The organism is Lysobacter sp. Soil_C_15, assembly GCF_057657315.1.
Genome location: NZ_JBDGIR010000002.1, coordinates 1 through 20,015 on the forward strand (window position 1 = coordinate 1; position 20,015 = coordinate 20,015).

At 70.5% G+C, this 20,015-nt stretch carries 4 protein-coding genes; 2 read left to right on the forward strand and 2 right to left on the reverse strand.

Annotated features, from left to right (window positions below; translation table 11 throughout):
* A partial coding sequence (locus tag AC3A57_RS04085; protein WP_487577721.1) for an amino acid adenylation domain-containing protein occupies positions 1-4,004 on the reverse strand: 4,004 nt, incomplete at its 3' end.
* A 1,088-nt stretch (positions 4,005-5,092) separates the two neighbouring features.
* On the opposite strand from AC3A57_RS04085, the gene AC3A57_RS04090 reads away from it, so the two are divergent.
* Together AC3A57_RS04090 and AC3A57_RS04095 are read left to right on the forward strand one after the other, a co-directional pair.
* Positions 5,093-5,257: a hypothetical protein gene (locus AC3A57_RS04090; protein WP_487577722.1), complete on the forward strand. Its 165-nt coding sequence runs from the start codon at positions 5,093-5,095 to the stop codon at positions 5,255-5,257.
* A gap of 501 nt (positions 5,258-5,758) precedes the next feature.
* The gene (locus tag AC3A57_RS04095) at positions 5,759-6,595 is read left to right on the forward strand and encodes a class I SAM-dependent methyltransferase (RefSeq protein ID WP_487577723.1); all 837 of its coding nucleotides are present in this window, start codon (positions 5,759-5,761) and stop codon (positions 6,593-6,595) included.
* Between the two features lie 390 nt (positions 6,596-6,985).
* On the opposite strand, the gene AC3A57_RS04100 is transcribed toward AC3A57_RS04095, so the two are convergent.
* Positions 6,986-19,846 carry a FimV/HubP family polar landmark protein gene (locus AC3A57_RS04100; protein WP_487577724.1) on the reverse strand — a complete coding sequence of 4,287 codons (12,861 nt, stop codon included), beginning with the start codon at positions 19,844-19,846 and terminating at the stop codon, positions 6,986-6,988.
* Between the last annotated feature and the right edge of the window lie 169 nt (positions 19,847-20,015).

Below are 20,015 nucleotides of genomic sequence, written 5' to 3' on the forward strand. Positions count from 1 at the left end.
GTCGCCGCCGGCGGCAGGGCCAGGGTCGCGCCCTGGCACAGCGTCGGCCACACCTCCCAGGTGCAGGCGTCGAAGGCCACGCCCGCGGTGCTGGAGCTGCGCTCGCCCGGCGCCAGCGGGAAGCGTTCGCTGTGCCAGCCGATCAGATTGAGCAGCTGGCGGTGCTCGACCATCACCCCGTTCGGGCGGCCGGTCGAACCGGAGGTGTAGATCACGTAGGCCAAACGGCTGGGATCGTGGCCCGCTGGAGCGAGCGGCGCCGTATCGACGGGCTGCGCGTTCGGCGAGGGCTGCGGCGCATCCAACTCGATCAGATCCCAATCGCCGGACAGATCCTGGCTCGCGGTCAGCTCGGTGTGGGTCAGCAGCACGCGCGGCGCGCAGTCGTCGAGCAGATCGCGCAACCGGTCCGCCGGCGAAGCCGGGTCCAGCGGCACGTATGCGCCGCCGGCTTTGAGCACGGCCAGCATCGCCGCGACCAAGTCGGGGCTGCGGCGCAGGCACAGGGCCACGCGTTGCTCGGCCTGGACGCCCGAGGCGCGCAGCCGCTGCGCCAGGCATTCGGCGGCCTCATCGAGCGCCCGGTAGGTCAGCGCCTGGCCTTCGTACTCGATCGCGATCGCGTGCGGCGTCAGCGCCGCCTGCCGTTCGAACAACTGATGGACGTACCCGTCCTGAGGATAGGCGCGGTCGGTGTGGTTCCACTCGGTCAGCACCTGCAGGCGCTCTTCTTCGCCGACGACGGAGATCGCATCCACCGCCTGCGTCTCGTCCCGCACCATGCCGCGCAGCATCGCTTCGAGGTAGCCCAGATGGCGCCGCATCGTCGCCGGCTCGAACAGGGCGCTGGCGAAGTTGAGCGTGCCGACGATGCGGTCCTGCGCCTCCTCCAGCTCCAGGGTCAGGTCGAACTTCGCATCCGCGGCCTGCGGCGCCAGCGTGGTCAATGCCAGGCCGTCGAGCTCGAATGCGGCCTGCGGCGCGTTCTGCCAGGCGAACATCAACTGGAAGATCGGACTGTAGGCCAGGCTGCGGCCCGGCCGGAGCGCCTCGACCACCTGCTCGAACGGCACGTCCTGGTGGCTTTGCGCGAGCAACGCGCGCTCGCGCACCTGGGCCAACAGCTGCGCCACGCTCGGGCGATCGCCGAAGTCGAGGCGCAGGGCCAGGGTGTTGACGAAGAAACCGATCAGCGGCTCCACCTCGACGCAGGTGCGATTGGCCACCGGCGTGCCGATCACCACCTCGTCCTGCCCGGCCAGTCGCGCGACCACCGCGCCCCAGGCCGCAAGCAAGGTCATGTACAAGGTCGTGCCGTGGCGTCGCGAGAGCGACTTGAGCGACGCGGTAAGGTCGCGATCGAACGCGATCGCCAGGCTTTGGCCGCTGAAATCCCGCACCGCCGGCCGCGGCTTGTCGGTCGGCAAGGCGACCAACGCCGGCGCATCGGCCAACTGCTCGCGCCAGAACGCCAGTTGCCGGTCCTGGATCTCGCCGCTGAGCCAATCGCGCTGCCAAAGCGCGTAGTCCGCGTACTGCACCGGCAGGGCCGGCAGCGGATCGGCACCGGGGGCGGTCGCCGGCGACGAGTAGGCCCGATACAGGTCCGCGAGTTCGCGCGCCAGCACCTCCAGCGACCAGCCGTCGGATACGATGTGATGCATCGTCAGCAGCAACACGTGCTCCTGCGCAGCCAAGCGCAGCAGGCGGCCGCGGATCAGCGGCCCGCGTTCGAGATCGAACGGAGTCCGGCTCTCGATGCGGCGCCAATCGTCGACCGCCTCCATGCCGGGCCGGCGATCGGCCGTCAGATCGTGCCGCGCCAGGGCGAAGCCGGCGACGGCGTCGATGCGCTGCACCGCTTGATCGCCGACCAGCTCGAAGCACGTACGCAGCGCTTCATGGCGCTGCACGATCCGATCCAGCGCCGCCTGCAGCGCGGCTTCATTCAGTGCGCCGCGCAGGTTCAGCGCATAGCAGAGGTTGTAGGCGGTGCTGGCCTGAGTTCCCATGCGCGCGATGAACCACAGCCGCTGCTGGGCGAAGGAAAGCGGCAGCGCCGACGGGCGCGGCGCCGCGACCAGCGCGGGCAGAGGCGCCGGCTGCGCCTGGCCGGCCACGGCCGCGGCGAAGTCGCGCAGCACCGGATGGGCGAACAGGCTCGACATCCCGGCTTCCACGCCCAGACGCTGGCGCATCCGCGAGCTCAGTTGCACGGCCAGCAGGGAGTGACCGCCCAGCTCGAGGAAGTGATCGTCGCGGCCGACTCGCTCCACGCGCAGCAGCTCGCTCCAGATCTGCGCGATCGCGGTTTCGGTCTTGCCCTGCGGCGGGATGTAAGCGCGCTGCCCGAGCCCCGCGCCGTCCGGCGGCGGCAAGGCATTGCGATCGATCTTGCCGTTGGGCGTCAGCGGAAATTCCGCCAGCCGCACCCATGCGCTGGGCACCATGTAGGCCGGCAGGGCCTCGGCGAGCGCCGCACGCAGCGCCTGCGGGTCGAGATCCACACCGGCGGCGCCGACGACATAGGCCACCAGGTACTTCTCGCCCGGCACGTCCTCGCGCGCCATCACCAGGGCTTCGCGCACGTTCGGCTGGGCCGACAGCTTGAACTCGATCTCGCCCAGCTCGATGCGGAAACCACGGATCTTGACCTGGTGATCGTTGCGGCCGAGGTACTCCAAAGTCCCGGCGGCGCTCCAACGTCCCAGGTCGCCGGTCTTGTACATGCGCGCACCGGGCTGCGCCGCGAACGGATCGGCCAGGAAGCGCTCACGGGTCAGATCCGGCTGATTGAGGTAGCCGCGCGCCACGCCGGCACCGCCGATGAAGATCTCGCCGATCTCGCCGGGCGCCACCCGGCGGCCTTGCTCGTCGAGCAGGTGGATCGCGGTGTTCGCCACCGGGCGTCCGACCGTAGGGTCGAACCCGTCCTCGCGCGTCATCCGGATCCAGGTCGAATAGGTGGTGGTCTCCGAAGGGCCGTACAGATTGCAGACGCTGGCGACGTCGGTGGTCGCGAACACCGCCTCGACCAACTGACGTTGCAACGGTTCGCCCGCGACGTTGACCACGCGTACGCCATCGGGTATCGCGCCCTGGCTGACGATCGCTCGCAACGCCGACGGCACGGTGTTGATCAGGGTGACGGGCGAGCCCGCGTCGAGCGCAAGAATGTTGTCGACGATATGCACGCAACCGCCGCAGCTAAGCGGCGCGAAGCATTCGAACACCGCCAGGTCGAAGTTCAGCGAGGTCGAGAACAACGTGTGCCGCAACTCTTCGCTTGAGAACGACAGCAACGCCCAGCGGATGAAGTTCACGGCGTTGCCGTGTTCGATCATCACCCCCTTGGGTCGGCCGGTCGAACCGGATGTGTAGATCACGTAGGCCAGGTTGCCCCGGGCCGGGCCGATATCGCCAGCCTCCAGGTTGTCGGCGGGCAAGACATCCCACGGACGCTGCGCGGCGTCCAGCTCGACCACCTCGGCTTCGCCGTCGAGGCCGCTCGCCAGCTCGAGGCCCCGTTCGGTCAGAACCACCCGCGGGCGGCTGTCGTGGAGCATGTAATCCAGGCGTTCGCGTGGATACGAGGGGTCCAGCGGCACATAGGCCCCGCCAGCCTTCAACGTCGCGAGCATCGCCGCCAGCATGTCCGTCCCGCGTCGCAGGCACAGGCCTACGCGTTCGCCGGGTCCGACGCCGAGTTGGCGCAGATGGCGTGCGAGTCGGTTCGCCTGTTCGTTCAGCGCCTGGTAGCTGAGCTGCTGCCCCGCGCACTGCAGCGCGATCGCATGCGGCGTAGCGGCGGCTTGGCCCTCGAAGAGCTGGTGCAGGCAACCTTCGGCGTCGCCCCAGTCTTGGCGCGTGTCGTTCCACGCCGCCAGCTGGCGATGGAACTGCTGCTCGTCCGTGGAGGGAGCGGCGAGGGAAAAGTCGCGCAACGCCCTCGGATCGGACTTCTTCGACAACGCTTCTTCGGCACCGGCATCGTACTTGTTCATCTACCTGGATCCCTTGTTGTCAGCGCAGTCGCCGAGAGGTCGCGGATCGTCGCAGAACGCCTGCGCCGTATGGCTTGGCAGTAGCGTTGTCGACTGGTCGCGCTTGCGCCCGGGACCTCATGGCATCTGGATGGGTCGAACCCGCGCCGGCTCAGCAGCGCGAGCGGTATTGATCCTTGCTTTCGACCCGCGCGCATACGAGCAGACGGGCCGTGCTTTTGCTTTCCGCTCCGCGCGCGCACTGCGTCGCCGGCGCACCTCGCAACCACCAGCCGATCCGCCCTGAAAAGACCTCGCGCGCAGTCCTGCCGCGCTCTGAGCGCCGTCATTCGCGGATCGTTTTATTGCCTTGCACATGCTCGCAACGTCGACGACGGGCGAAGACAAGCAGCCGAGTCGACGGCGTGACCACAGAAAGCTTTGCGCACGGGTTCGGGCGACATGCAACGCCCAATCCCACGACGCGGGATTCAATCGGCGGACGTGCGGCGGCGGCCGCAGCGGGCCGTTCGCCTCACGCTCGCCATGGTTCGTTCTGGCGAGCCTCTTTCACCTCATAGGGCGCATGGCCCGGGACTTGCTGCATACCGCTTCACTCAGATCAGCTCATCCATCCTTTGGCGATGGCGAAAGGTCGACCGTCTCGCCGTCATGCGGGCCGCGAAAGCGCGCTCCGCACAGGGCGAGCCGCAGCCCGCCCGGGCGTTCGCGCTGTCGATGATCGAAGACGCTCTTGGCATCGAGAACGATCGCGCTGGGCTCTCGGAGCGCCCCACTGTTCTTAGGCCGGTCCGCCGGAGCCCTGCGCACAGGCGCGACTGCGCGCTTGCGTTGGCCCGGCCACTGCGGCGCTTACCGCTTTGCGCGACGTGGCGTGTCGCTTCTGATCTTGCGCTTGTCGATCTTTCGCATCTCCAATCGAGCCGGTGCCATGACTGCGAAACCTGTACGAAACGCGACTGCCATAAGCGACTGCAAAGAGATGAGCGCCTATGACGAAAGCCGCTGCTCGTGAAATTTAATATTAGTGGTGCGGCGCGGCTCGTTGTGTGATGCCTCTCAGGCTTGCCATTTCTCTCGCAATTCTCATGCGTGACTCCTATCAAGGAACGATTGAATTCGCCATCGGAGAACAGTTCAACGAAGTGCATTTAATAGTGCGCAACGTGACAAGCAATGCTGCGCCGACGAATTTCCTGCGCGCAGAGGGAATTCTTTGTAGTCGTTCGACGGCCCTCACTCGCGGACCGTGACCGCATCCAGCAGGCGATGTGCGTGCGGACCCGCCACTCGGATTGCGCAGCGGTTCTCCACTGACTTCGCGATAGCGGCGTGCGGCGATCACGGAACTCATGTCCGACGAACGAGGCTTGCGGAGAATACGATCTCAATCGCGGGGAAGATTCGCCGATTTGTTCGTGCATCGGGATTCGATTCGAACAGCGGACTGAGTCGACGACGAACGCGGCGACGAACGCGGCGACGAAGCCCGATCGTGGACGACGCGTGGCGCGCTGCCGGGAGACTTTTCGTTTCTTCCATTCGCGCCGCCACGGTTGCGACGTCGACGTCCATGCCGCCTGAGCTGCCGCGCACGCGCGCGCCCGCGACCGGTGCTTCCCGGCCGGGCGACACGCAGCCGCGGCGGTGCGCCGCGCGCGGGTCGCGACCTGAACGCGCCGGGTCGGCGAAGCGGCGGCGCCGGCCGTGGTCTACGATGACGTGGAATCGGCCCGACCGAGCGAGATCGAACCGTGCACGACACTCATCAGCAACGCCGCCAATGGGATAGCGTCGCCGCCGGTTGGTCGAAGTGGTGGCCGACCATCGAAAGCGGCGCACAAGGCGTGAGCCGGCGCATGCTGGAGCTGGCCAGGATCGAGCCCGGACAACGGGTCTTGGACATCGGCACCGGCATCGGCGAGCCGGCGCTGACGGCAGCGCGCCGGGTCGGGCCTTCGGGGCGGGTCGTGGCGACGGACCTGTCGCCGGCGATGCTCGATATCGCTCGCGACCGGGCCAGGGCCTCGGGGCTGGCGAACGTGGAGTTCGTCCAGGCCGATGCGGTCGGGCCTGGGTTCGCCGACGCCCGCTTCGACGCGGCGCTGTGCCGTTGGGGCCTCACTTCCCTGCCCGATCCGTTCGCTGCCCTGGTCGCGGTGCGGCGCTTGCTGGTTCCCGGCGGCAGCTTCGTCACCGCGATCTGGCAATCCGGGCCCAAGGGGCGGCCCATGGCCGACCTGGCGGCGACGGTGGCGCGGGAACTGTTCGGTGCGTCCTGGCCTGCGCCGCAGCCTGTCGCCTCGGATCGCTCCACGGACGAGTCGTTGCAGGACTTGTTCGCGCGCGCCGGTTTCAGCGAGGTGCGCAGCGAACCAATGGCCATGGCGCTGGAGTTCGCGTCGGCCGAGGACTGCGGTCGCTATCTGATGGAGGTGTCGCCTGAATTCTCGGCCTTGTTGAGCGGCAAGCCGCTGGCGCTGCGGATGGAATTCGGCCGTCGGCTGGGCGAGCGCGTACGGCCGTATAGGACCGCAGATGGCGGCGTGCGGATTGCGAATCTGACGGTGTGCGCGGTCGGCCGCAGATGAGGTCCGGCCGAGGCCTCCCCCCTGCCCCGCGGCTTCCCGCGCGATCGCGACGAAATGCCGCGCTCGGTGGATATCCGGCGGGCGCAATACGCCGACCGCCAGTAGTCCTCTGCAGCGATATCCGGGCGCAGGGGAGTTCATCGGGCATCGCCGGCTGATGAACCTACCGCAGGCGCGAGGCCGATCTCGATTCACCGCGCTCGCGGCTTCGCCTGCGCCCCCCGGCCTTGCTTCCGGGCGGCATCGCCAACACGACCATGCGCTGCGAGTGAGCTCGCCGCGTGCCGGGCGCGTCCGCGCCTCGCGCTCGGCAAGCCGGGCCGCCCTCCACTCAGCGTGGTCGCGGCTCCGGCTCCTGCGTGGCCGGCCGATGGTTCCGGCCTCGGCCGCTCATTCCCCGCACTGCGCCGGCCCGTCCGAGGCCGCGGCAGCCGCGGCGGGCTTGAACGGACCGTACCGGCCGACATGGCTCCTGGCGTGCTGGCCCACGACCTGCCGGGCCTCGGACAAGGGGATGCCCTGCACCGCATCCGCGCAGGGAATGCCGAGTTCGGCATGCGCCTTCAACCGGTTCATGTTTTGTCCGTTGAAGGCCGGCGCGTTGCCGCGGTACAGGGCGACCATGCGTTGCTCCACGGCGCCGGAGGTCATGCGCTTGGCGATGCCGGTCACCGAATCCCCGGGAACCGTGGAATAGCGCGAGCAGCCTTCGAGCGCGGTCTGCGCGGGCGCAGGCGCCTTGCACATTCCACCGCCGCTCGACGCCGCGCTGCGCGGTTCGGCGGCGGTCGCCGCGGCGGCCGGCGCCGCAACCGCCGCGGCGGCCAGCGGCAGGCCGGCCGAGGAGCCGGTGCCGGACGCGTCCGCTGCCGAGGAAGTGGCCGGCGCTGCGGCCGCCGTTTCGGCTTGAGCCGGCGCCCACGGTGCGGCGGCGGCCGCCGCCATCTGCGTGGTCGCGCCGAAGCTGACCCGCAAGCCGGCCTGGACCGAATGGGCCTGGTCGTCGCTGCTCAGATCGGCGCGGTACTCCACGAAACCGGTCGCGCTGGGCGTGAAGGCATAGGTCAGGCCGGCACCGGCGTTGATCCGGTTGCGGTCCGGCGAGAAGCCGGTGATCGCGAACCCGGGCACCTGCGCCGCGGCGAAATGGTTCTGCGTGCGCGGGGCGTCGTCGCTCAGGTCGTGCAGGTAGCGGATGTCCAAGGTGGGACGCAGGCGCCCGGCCTTGCCGGCGAAACGCACGCCCGCGCCCACCGTGGTGGTGTCGTAGTCCTCGCCTTCCACGCGCAGGTTCGCCTCGCCGGCGCCGGTCTCGATCACGTCGTCCAGGCTCAACCGGCTGTGGTAGACGCCGACCAGCGGCTCGATGCTCGCGCTCGCGGTTTCGAAGCGCCAACCCGCTTCGGCCATCGCGTACCAACCGTCGGCATCGGCATCGGCCCGGGCCGTGCGGCCGAACACGCCCACGTGCACCGGGCGAGTGACGTCGTAGTTGGTTTTCGCGTAGCCGGCCGCGCCTTGCGCCCACGGGCCGCCTTCGGCGCGCGGGGCATAGCTGAAGTGCAGGCCGAGGTACCACTGGTCGCCGTCGACGCGGTCGCCGCGGCGCGGCACATCGAAGTCGGACTTGGCCATGCCCAAGTGCCCGCCGGCGCGGAAGCCCTCGCCGAAGGGAGCATCCGCGCCCAGGGTCAGGCCCCACAGATCGTTGTCGATATCGGCCAGGGTACCGTTGCCCTCGAACGCGGCATCGCCGCCGTAGGTCGTGGCCCAGGCGGTGAAGCCGGCATCGGCGCGCTCGATGCGGCCCACGTCGAGTTGCTGGCCGACGCTGCGCTGCAGGCGTTCGGCGCCATAACGCGAGGCGCTGAGCAGGGAGCCGTAGGTTTCGCCGGTCAGGGTGTCGAACATCGGCACCGCCTGCGCCGCGGTGACGCCACGCGCGGCCGCCACCAATTGTTCGACTGCGGGATTGCCGCTGTCGGCCAGGGCCTGCAGCGCGTCGGCGACCGACTGCTGGTTGCCCGGCAGTCCGGGGAACTCATTGAAGCGGTTGGCTTCCTCCAGGCGCAGGTACAAATCGTTGCCCTGGGCGAACAGGCTGGCGGCCAGGAACGGCAGCGCGGTCTGGCTGACCGAGGCGAAGCCGGGGCCGCTCAGGCTTTGCGCGTCGACGATGCGGTAGTCGGTGATGTCGGCGTAGGCTCCGGGCCGCGGCAGCGCCACTACGGTGCCGCCGTTGAGCGCGGCATTGCCGGCGACGATCACGCTGTCGCTGAGGCCGGCGCCGGTCTGGCGCAGGATCAGGCTCGCGCCCGGCGCGGTGCTCAGGCTGGCGACGTTGAGGCTCGCCCCGGCAACGCCGCTGCCGCCGGCGGCACCGGTCGCGGGCAGACCGCTGGGCGCCAGTCTTCCGGCCAGCGCCAGAGCACCACCGATCGTGCCATCGCCAACCAGGCTGCCGCCTGCCGCGATCGTGGTATCGCCCGCGAACGTGCCGTCGACCACGAACGTGCCGCTGCCGGCGGTGGCGTCGCCGATGCTCGCGGCGAGGAAGTTGGTGGTGGTGCCGACCGGTACGACCAGGGTGCCCGGACCGACCAGGCTCAGGTTCTCGAAGCCAGCGAACGCGGTGCCGCTCAAGCTGCCCTGCCCGCTTCCGCTCAGCGACAGCCGATCCACGCCGCCCTGCCCGTCGACCAGGCCGGTCACGCTGCCCAGCCCGGCCAGGGAGCTGTTGAACACGTCGTTGCCGGCGCCGAGATTGACCGTACCGGCCAGCGCGCCCGGCGTGGACAAGCTCAGCACGTCGTCGAAGGCGCCGAAGTTGGCGGTGGTCCCGGCCGCGCTGCTGATGCCCGCGCTCACCCCGTCCGTCACGTTCAAGCTGCCGCCGCGGACGTCGAAAGCGCCGTTGAAGCCGGACATTTCGCCGGTCAGGGCGACCGCGGACGCGCCGTCCTTGACCAGTTGGCCGGCGCCGCTCACCGCGCCGCTCAGCGCGAACGGGTTGGCGCCGCCGAGCGTCAACGCGGCCGCGGCATCCACATCGACCGCATTGGCCAGGTTCAAGTTCGCGACGCCGGCCTGCAGCGCCGCGGCGCCGCCGACCTGCAGCGCGCCGGTGCCCAGCGCGGTGTTGCTGCCGACGTTCAAGGTGCCGCCGAGCAGATCGAATCCACCGGTGAAGCTGTTGTTGCCGCTCAGCGTGACCGCCGCCGGGCCGTCCAGGCTCAGCCCGCCGCTGCCGCCGATATCGCCGGTCAGCGACAACGGCGCGGCGCTGGCGACCGAGAGGTCGCCGTTCAACACGAACGCGTTGCCGAGCGTGGCGCCGCTCAGCGAGCCGAGGTTGGCGTCGCCGGATACCGTGACCAGCCCGGTGCCCAACGCGGCATCGTGGTTGGCGACCAGGCTGGAGCCGGCGAGCAATTGGACGCCGCCGCTGTAGCCGCTGTTGTCGCCGCCCAGGCTCAATGCGCCGGTGCCGCCGACGATTAAGCCGCCGCTGCCGCTGAGCTGGCCGTTGAGACCGAGGTCGTTGCTGCCGCCGAAGCTGAGATCGGCGTTGACCGCGACGTTATTGGCCAGCGCGACGTCGGCGGACGACGCCAGGCTGGCCGCGCCGTCGACGGTCAGGGCGCCGGTGCCCAGCGCGGTATTGCTGCCCAGGGTCAGGGTGCCGCCGAGCAGCTCGACGCCGCCGGCGAAGCTGTTGTCGCCGCCGAGGCTCAGCCCGGCCGGGCCGGCGAAGCTCAAGCCGCCGGCGCCGGCGATGGCGCCGGCCAGGGTCAGGTCGGTGCTGCCGCCGAAGCCGAGTTGCGCGCCCGCGGCCAGGTTGACCGCGTTGGCGAGGCTGAAGGGGACGGTGGCCTGCAAGGTCGCGTTGCCGCCGACATCCAGCGAACCGGTGCCCAGCGCCGCGGCGTTGCCGAGGCTCAAGGTGCCGGCGCCGAGATCGACGCCACCGGTGAAGGTGTTGGCGCCGTTGAGGCTCAGCGTGCCGGTGCCGGCGAAGTCCAGGCCGCCCGCGCCGCCGATCGTGCCCGACAGCGACAGGTCGTTGCCGCCGCCGATGCCCAGCGTCGTACCGGCGCCGAGGTTGATCGCGTTGCCGAGGTTCAGGCCGGCAACGGTGGTGGACAGATCGCCGCCGAGGCCCGACACGTTCAAGGCACCCGTGCCCAGCGCCGCGGCGTTGCTCACGCTCAAATTGCCGCCGCCGCTCAGGCCGACGCCGCCGCCGAAGGTGTTGGTGCCGCTGAGGCCCAGCGTGCCGCTGCCGTCGAAGTTCAGGCCGCCCGCGCCGCCGATCGCGCCGGACAGCGACAGGTCGTTGGCGCCGCCGATGCCCAAGGTCGCGCCTGCGCCGAGGTCGATCGCATTGCCGAGGTTCAGGCCCGCAACGGTGGTGGACAGATCGCCACCGAGGCCCGAAACATTCAACGCGCCGGTGCCCAAGGCGCCGGCGTTGCCGACACTCAGGTTGCCGCCGCCGCTCAGGCCGACGCCGCCACCGAAGCTGTTGGCGCCGGTCAGGCTCAGCGTGCCGGTGCCGCCGAAGTTCAAGCCGCCCGCGCCGCCGATGACGCCGGACAGCGACAGGTCGTTGGCGCCGCCGAGGCCCAGGGTCGCCCCGGCGCCGAGATCGATCGCATTGCCGAGGTTCAAGCCGGCGATGCCGGCCGACAAGTTGCCGCCCAGGCCCGACACGTTCAACACGCCGGTGCCCAAGGCGCCGGCATTGCCCACGCTCAAATTGCCGCCGCCGCTCAAGCCGAGGCCGCCTGCGAAGGTGTTGGCGCCGGTCAGGCTCAGGCTGCCGGTGCCGCCGAAGTTCAAGCCGCCCGCGCCGCCGATGACGCCCGCCAGCGACAGGTCGTTGGCGCCGCCGATGCCCAAGGTCGCACCGGCGCCGAGGTCGATCGCGTTGCCCAGGTTCAGGCCGGCGACGCTGGTCGACAAGTTGCCGCCCAGGCCCGAGACGTTCAACGCGCCGGTGCCCAAGGCGCCGGCATTGCCGAGATTCAAGCCGCCACCGCCGCTCAGGCCGAGGCCGCCGCCGAAGGTGTTGGCGCCGTTGAGGCTCAACGTGCCGGTGCCGGCGAAGTTCAAACCGCCCGCGCCGCCGATGACGCCCGCCAGCGACAGGTCGTTGGCGCCGCCGATGCCCAGGGTCGCACCGGCGCCGAGATCGATCGCATTGCCGAGGTTCAAGCCGGCGATGCTGGCCGACAAATTGCCGCCCAGGCCCGAGACGTTCAACGCGCCCGTGCCCAAGGCGCCGGCGTTGCCCACACTCAGGTTGCCGCCGCCGCTCAAGCCGAGGCCGCCGCCGAAGGTGTTGGCGCCGTTGAGGCTCAACGTGCCGCTACCGCCGAAGTTCAAGCCGCCCGCGCCGCCGATGACGCCCGACAACGACAGATCGCTCGCGCCGCCGATGCCCAGCGATGCGCCGGCGCCGAGGTCGATCGCGTTGCCGAGGTTCAAGCCGGCGATGCTGGTCGACAAGCTGCCGCCCAGCCCCGACACGTTCAACGCGCCGGTGCCCAAGGCGCCGGCGTTGCCCACACTCAGGTTGCCGCCGCCGCTCAGGCCGAAGCCGCCGCCGAAGGTGTTGGCGCCGGTCAGGCTCAGCGTGCCGGTGCCGCCGAAGTTCAGCCCGCCCGCGCCGCCGATGACGCCGGACAGCGACAGATCGTTCGCACCGCCGATGCCCAAGCTCGCGCCCGCGCCGAGGTTGATCGCATTGCCGAGGTTCAAGCCCGCGACGCTGGTCGACAAGTTGCCGCCCAGGCCCGAGACGTTCAACACGCCCGTGCCCAGCGCGCCGGCGTTGCCCAGGCTCAGGTTGCCGCCGCCGCTCAAGCCGAAACCGCCGCCGAAGCTGTTGGCGCCGGTCAGGCTCAGCGTGCCGGTGCCGCTGAAGCCCAGGCTACCCGCGCCGCCGACCGCGCCCGACAGCGACAGATCGTTGGCGCCACCGATGTTCAGCCCCACGCCGGCGCCGAGGTTGATCGCATTGCCGAGGTTCAGGCCGGGGACGCCGGCGCTCAGTCCGGCGTTGCCGAGCACGTCCAGCGAGCCGGTTCCCAGCGCCGTCGCATTGCCCAGCACCAGGTTGCCGGCATTGAGATCGACGCCGCCGGTGAAGCTGTTGGCGCCGTTGAGCACCAGCGTGCCGGTATCGTTCTTGACCAGTCCGCCGGTGCCGGCGATCTGCGCCGAAATCGTTCCGGTCAGTCCCGCATCCACGCGGATGATCGTGCTGGCGCTGTCGGTGGTCAGGACGCCGCCGATGCCGCCGGCGATTTCGTAGCCGTTGGCGGCGAACTGCAGGCCGCCGAAGCCTACCGGGCCGACCACCGTCACCAGGCCCGGCGTGCCCTGGAAGACGGCGAACGCGCCGTTCACCCATCCGCTGTTGGCGGTGCCGTTGACGTTGGTCCAGTTGGTCGTGGGCGCCGCGGTCCAGACACCGGCGCCGCCGTCGACGCTGCCGTTGGGCAGCAGGTTGGCGCCGTCCCAGAACTGCACCACGGCGCCGGCGTTGACGGCCAGGTTGATCTGGTTCGCCACGCCGGTCTGCACCTGGACGCTGTCCGGCGAGAACGGGCCCGGCAGGCTGCCAATCAGCAGGCCGCGGTCGTCCAGGAGGCCGCTGTAGCCGATCAACTGATACACGCCCGGGCCGAAGCCGCCGATGTCGTTGACGTTGAGGGTGCCGTCCAGGGTCAGGTTGCCGTTGACGATCAGCCGGTCGTTGAGGCCGCCGGCCGTGCCGAGGTCGTAGTTGAGCGTCGCGCCGCTGCCCATGAACAACGAACCCAACGTCAGCGTGCCTGCGCTGCCGATGCCGCCGGCATTGAGCGCGCCGTCGAGGGTCACCGCCCCCAGGCTGCCGGTACCGGTCAGCGTGGCGCCGGCGTTGATGGCGGTCGGCGAAAGCAGCGAACCGTTCACCGCCAGGGTGCCGGACTGGATCGTCGCGCCGCCGCCGAAGGTGTTGGCGCCGTTGAGACTGAGCGTGCCGGTGCCGTTGAAGTTCAGCCCGCCGGCGCCGCCGATCGTGCCCGACAGCGACAGGTCGTTGCCGCCGCCGATGCCCAAGGTCGCGCCCGCGCCGAGGTCGATCGCATTGGCGAAGTTCAGGCCCGAGACGCTGGCCGACAGGTTGCCGCCCAGGCCCGAGACGTTCAGCGCGCCGGTGCCCAGGGCGCTGGCGTTGCCCAGGCTCAGGCTGCCACCGCCGTTCAGGCCGAAGCCGCCGCCGAAGGTGTTGGCGCCGTTGAGGCTCAAGGTACCGGTGCCGCCGAAGTTCAGGCCGCCGGCGCCGTCGATCACGCCGGACAGCGATAGATCGTTGGCGCCGCCGATGCCCAAGGTCGCGCCGGCGCCGAGGTTGATCGCGTTGCCGAGGTTCAGGCCGGCAATGCCGGCCGACAGGTCGCCGCCGAGGCCCGTGACGTTAAGCGCGCCGGTGCCGAGCGCGCTGGCGTTGCCCAGGCTCAGAGTGCCGCCACCGCTGAGGCCGAAGCCGCCGCCGAAGGTGTTGGCGCCGTTGAGGCTCAGGGTGCCGGTGCCGTTGAAGTTCAAGCCGCCCGCGCCGCCGATGACGCCCGAGAGCGACAGGTCGTTCGCGCCGCCGATGCCGAGCGTGGCGCCCGCGCCGAGGTCGATCGCGTTGCCGAGATCCAGGCCGGCGATGCCGGCGCTGAGGTTGCCGCCGAGGCCCGATACGTTCAACGCGCCGGTGCCGAGCGCGCTGGCGTTGCCCAGGCTCAGAGTGCCGCCACCGCTGAGGCCGAAGCCGCCGCCGAAGGTGTTGGCGCCGGCGAGGCTCAAGGTGCCGGTGCCGTTGAAGTTCAGCCCGCCGGTGCCGCCGATGACGCCAGACAGCGACAGGTCGTTGGCGCCGCCGATGCTCAGGGTCGCGCCGGCGCCGAGGTCGATCGCGTTGGTCAGGTTCAAGCCGGAGATGCCGGCCGACAAATTGCCGCCCAACCCGGACACGTTCAACGCGCCGGTGCCGAGCGCGCCGGCGCTGCCGAGGCTCAGCGTGCCGCCGCCGTTCAAGCCGAAGCCGCCGCTGAAGGTATTGGCGCCGCTGAGGCTCAGCGTGCCGGTGCCGCCGAAGTTCAGCCCGCCGGTGCCGCCGATGACGCCCGACAGCGACAGGTCGTTGGCGCCGCCGATGCCCAGGGTCGCGCCGGCGCCGAGGTCGATCGCGTTGCCGAGATCCAGCCCGGCGATACCGGCGCTCAAATTGCCGCCCAACCCGGACACGTTCAACGCGCCGGTGCCGAGCGCGCCGGCGTTGCCCAAGCTCAACATGCCGCCGCCGTTCAAGCCGAAGCCGCCGCCGAAGGTGTTGGCGCCGTTGAGGCTCAAGGTGCCGGTGCCGCCGAAGTTCAGCCCGCCGGTGCCGCCGATGACGCCCGACAACGACAGATCGTTCGCGCCGCCGATGCCGAGCGTCGCGCCGGCGCCGAGGTCGATCGCATTGCCCAGATCCAGGCCGGAGAGGCTGGCCGACAGGTTGCCGCCGAGGCCCGACACGCTCAGCGCGCCCGTGCCGAGGGCGGTGGCGCTGCCGAAGCTCAGGCTACCGCCGCCGTTCAAGCCGAAGCCGCCGCTGAAGGTGTTGGCGCCGCTAAGGCTCAGCGTGCCGGTGCCGCCGAAGTTCAGCCCGCCGGTGCCGCCGATGACGCCGGACAGCGACAGGTCGTTCGCGCCGCCGATGCCGAGCGTGGCGCCCGCGCCGAGGTCGATCGCGTTGCCGAGGTTCAAGCCGGAAAGGCTGGCGCTGAGGTTGCCGCCGAGCCCCGAGACGTTCAACGCGCCGGTGCCCAGGGCGCCGGCGTTGCCCAGGCTCAGGCTGCCGCCGCCGTTGAGGCCGAAGCCGCCGCCGAAGGTATTCGCGCCGCTGAGGCTCAGCGTGCCGGTGCCGCCGAAGTTCAAACCGCCCGCGCCGCCGATCGTGCCCGCCAACGACAGGTCGTTGGCGCCGCCGATGCCCAAGGTCGCGCCGGCGCCGAGATCGATCGCATTGGCGAGGTTCAAGCCAGAGATGCCGGCCGACAAATTGCCGCCCAGCCCCGAGACATTCAGCGCGCCGGTGCCCAGGGCGCCGGCGTTGCCCAGGCTCAGGCTGCCGCCGCCGTTCAGGCCGAAGCCGCCGCCGAAGGTATTGGCGCCAGTCAGGCTCAGCGTGCCGCTGCCGCCGAAGTCCAGGCCGCCCACCCCACCGATCACGCCCGACAGCGACAGATCGTTGGCGCCGCCGATGCCCAAGGTCGCGCCCGCGCCGAGGTCGATCGCGTTGGCCAGGTTCAAGCCCGAGACGCTGGCCGACAGGTCGCCGCCCAGGCCGGATACGCTCAATGCGCCGGTGCCCAAGGCTCCGGCGTTGCCCAGGTTCAGGCTGCCGCCGCCGTTCAAACCGAAGCCGCCGCCGAAGGTGTTGGCGCCGCTGAGGCTCAGCGTACCGGTGCCGCCGAAGTTCAAACCGCCCGCGCCGCCGATCGTGCCCGACAGCGACAGGTCGTTGGCGCCGCCGATGCCCAGGGTCGCGCCCGCGCCGAGGTCGATCGCGTTGGTCAGGTTCAAGCCGGAGATGCCGGCCGACAAATCGCCGCCCAGGCCCGAGACGCTCAGCGCGCCGGTGCCTAAGGCGCCGGCGTCGCCCAGGCTCAGGCTGCCGCCGCCGTTGAGGCCGAAGCCGCCGCTGAAGGTGTTCGCGCCGTTGAGGCTCAGCGTACCGGTGCCAGCGAAATTCAAGCCGCCCGCACCGTCGATGACGCCGGACAGGGCCAGGCCGTTGGTCCCGCCGATGTTCAGGAGCGTGCCGGCATTGAGATCGATCGCGTTGGTGAGATCGAGCCCGCCGACGTTCGCACCGAACGTGGCGTTGCCGGTCACGTTGAGCGTGCCCGTGCCGAGCGCGCCCGCGGCGCCGACGAACAGGCCGCCGCCGGACAGATCCACTCCGCCGCTGAACGTGTTGGTCCCGTTGAGGCTCAGCGTGCCGGCGCCGAGCTTGAGCAGCGAGCCGGTGCCGCCGATGCTGCCGTCGAAGCTGCCGTCCAGTCCCAGGCCGCCCACCGACAGTCGATTGCCGCCCAGGCCGATGCTGCCGCTGCCGCTCAGATTGCCGAGCGCGGCGTCGAAGCCGTTGAGGTTCAACGCGCCGCCCGCGCCGAGATTGAAGGCGCTGCCGCCGAACAGGCCGGCGCTGAGCGCATCGCCGAACTGCAGCGTGCCGAAGTCGAGCGAAACGCCCGTGCCGCTGCCGACCAGGCCGCCGCCGGACACGGTCAGCAAACCGTTGTTGCCGGCGGTGCCGAGGTTGAGCGTCGCGCCCGCCCCCAGGTTGAGGCCGCCGCTCCAGCCTGCGCTGAGCCCGCCGCCGACCGACAGAGTGGCGCCCGCCCCGGCCCCGAGGTTGAGCGCATTGGCGAAGGTGCCGTTGAGTCCGAGGATCAATTCGCCGCCGCCCAGATCCACCGCGCCGGAGCCGAACGCGGACAGGTGGTTGGCGCGCACCCGGCCGCCGCCCAGGGCGAAGCCGCCGGTGTAGGTGTTGGCGCCGCTCAAGCTCAGCAGGCTGGGGCCGGCATAGCTGAGACGGCCGTCGCCGGAGACCACGCCGCTCAAGGTCCAATCGAAATCGCCGCCCAGGGCCAGATTGGCGCCGGGGGACAGGCTGACGGCATTGGCCAGATCGAATCCGGCGAAGCCCGGGCTCAGCGTCGCATTACCGGAAACGTTGAACAGCCCGGTGCCGAGCGCGTTCGCATTGCCCAATTGCAGGGTGCCGCTGAGCAGGTTGAAGCCGCCGCTCCACGAGGCGTTGTTCCCGCTCAGCCCGAACACGCCCGTGCCGTTCAAGGTCAGGCCGCCGGTACCGCTGAGGTTGCCGGCCAGGCTCAGATTATTGGCCCCGCCCAAGGTCAGGCCGGCGTTGAGCGCGATGGCGTTGGCCAGGGTCACCGCCGCGCTCGATTCCAGCGTGGCCGCGCCGTTGATCGCCAAGGCGCCGGTGCCGAGCGCGAGGTTGTTGCCGACCCGCAGCGTGCCGCCGCCGAGATTGAGCCCGCCGCCGAAGCTGCTCGCGCCCGACAGCGCCAGCACGCCGCTGCCGTTCCAGTTCAAGCCGCCTGTGCCGCCGATCGCGCCGCTGAAATCCGAATCCAGTCCGCCGGCGCCCAGCGAGAGGAATCCGCTGCCGAGCGAAAGCGCGCCCGAGCCGGTCAGGCGCCCCAAGGTCGTGTTGATGCCGTTGAGATTGAACGCGCCCGCGCCGCCGACATTGAGCGCGGCGTTGGCGAGCAAACCGCCGTTGAAGCCCGCGCCCAGGCCCAACGTGCCGAAGTCGGCCGACAGCGCGGCGCCGGAGCCGATCGACGAACCCGCGCCCCAGTTGAGCAGCAAGCCGCCGGTCGCGCCGCTCTCGCCGAAGCCGAGGTTGGCGCCCGCACCCAAGTTGACGTTGCCGCCGAGGGTGGCGTTGAAGCCGGTGCCGGCGGAGATCCTCGCGCCCAGTCCGGCGCCGAGATTGATCGGGTTGGCGAACACACCGTTGGCGCCCAAGCGCAGCGCGCTGCCGCCGCCCAGGCCGATCGCGCCGGTGCCGAAGGCCGAGGTGTTGCCGGCGAACACGGTGCCGCTGTTGACCGTCAGCCCGCCGCCGAAGGTGTTGAGGCCCGACAGCGACAACAGGCCGGCGCCGTTCCAGTTCAAGCCGCCGCTGCCGCCGATCGCGCCGCTGAAGGTCGAGTCCAGGCCGGTGCCGCCGAGCGAGAGCGAGCCGCTGCCGAGCGAAAGCGCGCCCGAGCCGGTCAGGCGCCCCAAGGTCGTGTTGATGCCGTTGAGGTTGAACGCACCCGTGCCGCCGACGTTGAGTTCGGCGCCGCTGAGCAGGCCGCCGTTGAAGCCGGCGCCCAGTGCCAGCGTGCCGAAATCCGCCGACAGCCTGGCCCCCGAAGCGATGGTCGAGCCGGCGCCCCAGTTGAGCTGCAGGCCGCCGGTCGCGCCCGCGCGTCCGAACGCGAGCGTCGATCCCGCGCCGAGGTTGACGTTGCCGCCGAGCGTGGCGTTGAATCCGGTTCCGGCCGACACCGTCGCGCCGAGCCCACCGCCGAGATTGATCGCGTTGGCGAAGGTGCCGTTGGCGCCTAGGGTCAACGAAGTGCCGCCGCCCAGGCCGATCGCGCCGGTGCCGAACGCGGCGGTGTTGCCGCCGAACGCGCTGCCCGCATTGAGCGTCAAACCGCCGCCGAACGTATTGGCGCCCGACAGCGACAACAGGCCGGTGCCGTTCCAGTCGAGTCCGCCGGTGCCGCCGATGACGCCGCCGAAGGTCGAGTTCAATCCGGTGGCCCCCAGCGACAGGCGACCGGCGCCGAGATTGACCGAGCCCGCGCCCGAGAGCGACCCGGCCGTGATCGAGCCGGCGGTCAGGCCGCTCATGTCGAGACTGCCGCCGGCGTTGATCGTCAGGCGCGCGGTGCCGCCGCTGCCGGTGCCGAGGAAGCGTAGCGTACCGCCGGTATTCACCCCGATCGTCGCATCGCCCGCGCTGCTGGCGCCGCCGAAGTCGAGATTCCCGCCGACCGTGAGGTTGGCGCTGCCCGCCGTGCTGGAACCTGCGAACACCGCGCTGCCGCCGGTCGCGACCGCGATCGTCGCCGTGCCGGCGGTGGCGGTGCCGTCGAAGCCCAGGTCGCCGTTGGCGCCGACATTGATCTGCGCGTTGCCGGCGGTGGTGCCGGCGCCGTTGAAATCGAGCGCGCCGGTTCCGGCGACGCCGACGTTGAACACCGGTTGGAACACCGAGTTGTTCTCGATGCCGGTGCCGGTCACGTTCAACCTCGCCCCGGACGCGGTGCCGAGGTTGAAGGTGTATTGCGGCGCCAGGGCGCCGAAGCGGATCGTGCCGATCGAACTGTCGGTGCCGTCGCCGAACGACACTGCCGGAACGAGCGAGGTGTTGAAGGTCGCCGTGCCGGTGGGCACCGAGCCCGAACTCCAGCTTCCGCCGTTGGTCCAGGAGCCGCCGCCGACGCCGGTCCAGGTCGCATCCTGGGCAGCCGCGACGGCCGGCTGGATCAGTTGCAGCAGGACCAGGAACTGCAGGCCGATCCGTATGTTGCGGCTGAGCGGGTGCAGACACGTCGACCGTCGTTGCCCTCCGTCCCACTTCTTGCTGAACCGACGGACCCAGAAACGACTCGTGGCGTTCTTGCGCATGACCGCTCTCCCTGCATCGACGTATGGGGGTTACGACGGCGTGAAGCCCTTGCCGCTACCGATCCGTGGAGGGCGTGCAAAGGTGATATGCGACTCACGTCCTGGAAGTAGATCGACCATCGTTCTACTTCTGCGCGTTCATCTGTCTAAACAACAGTTGACGCACTAA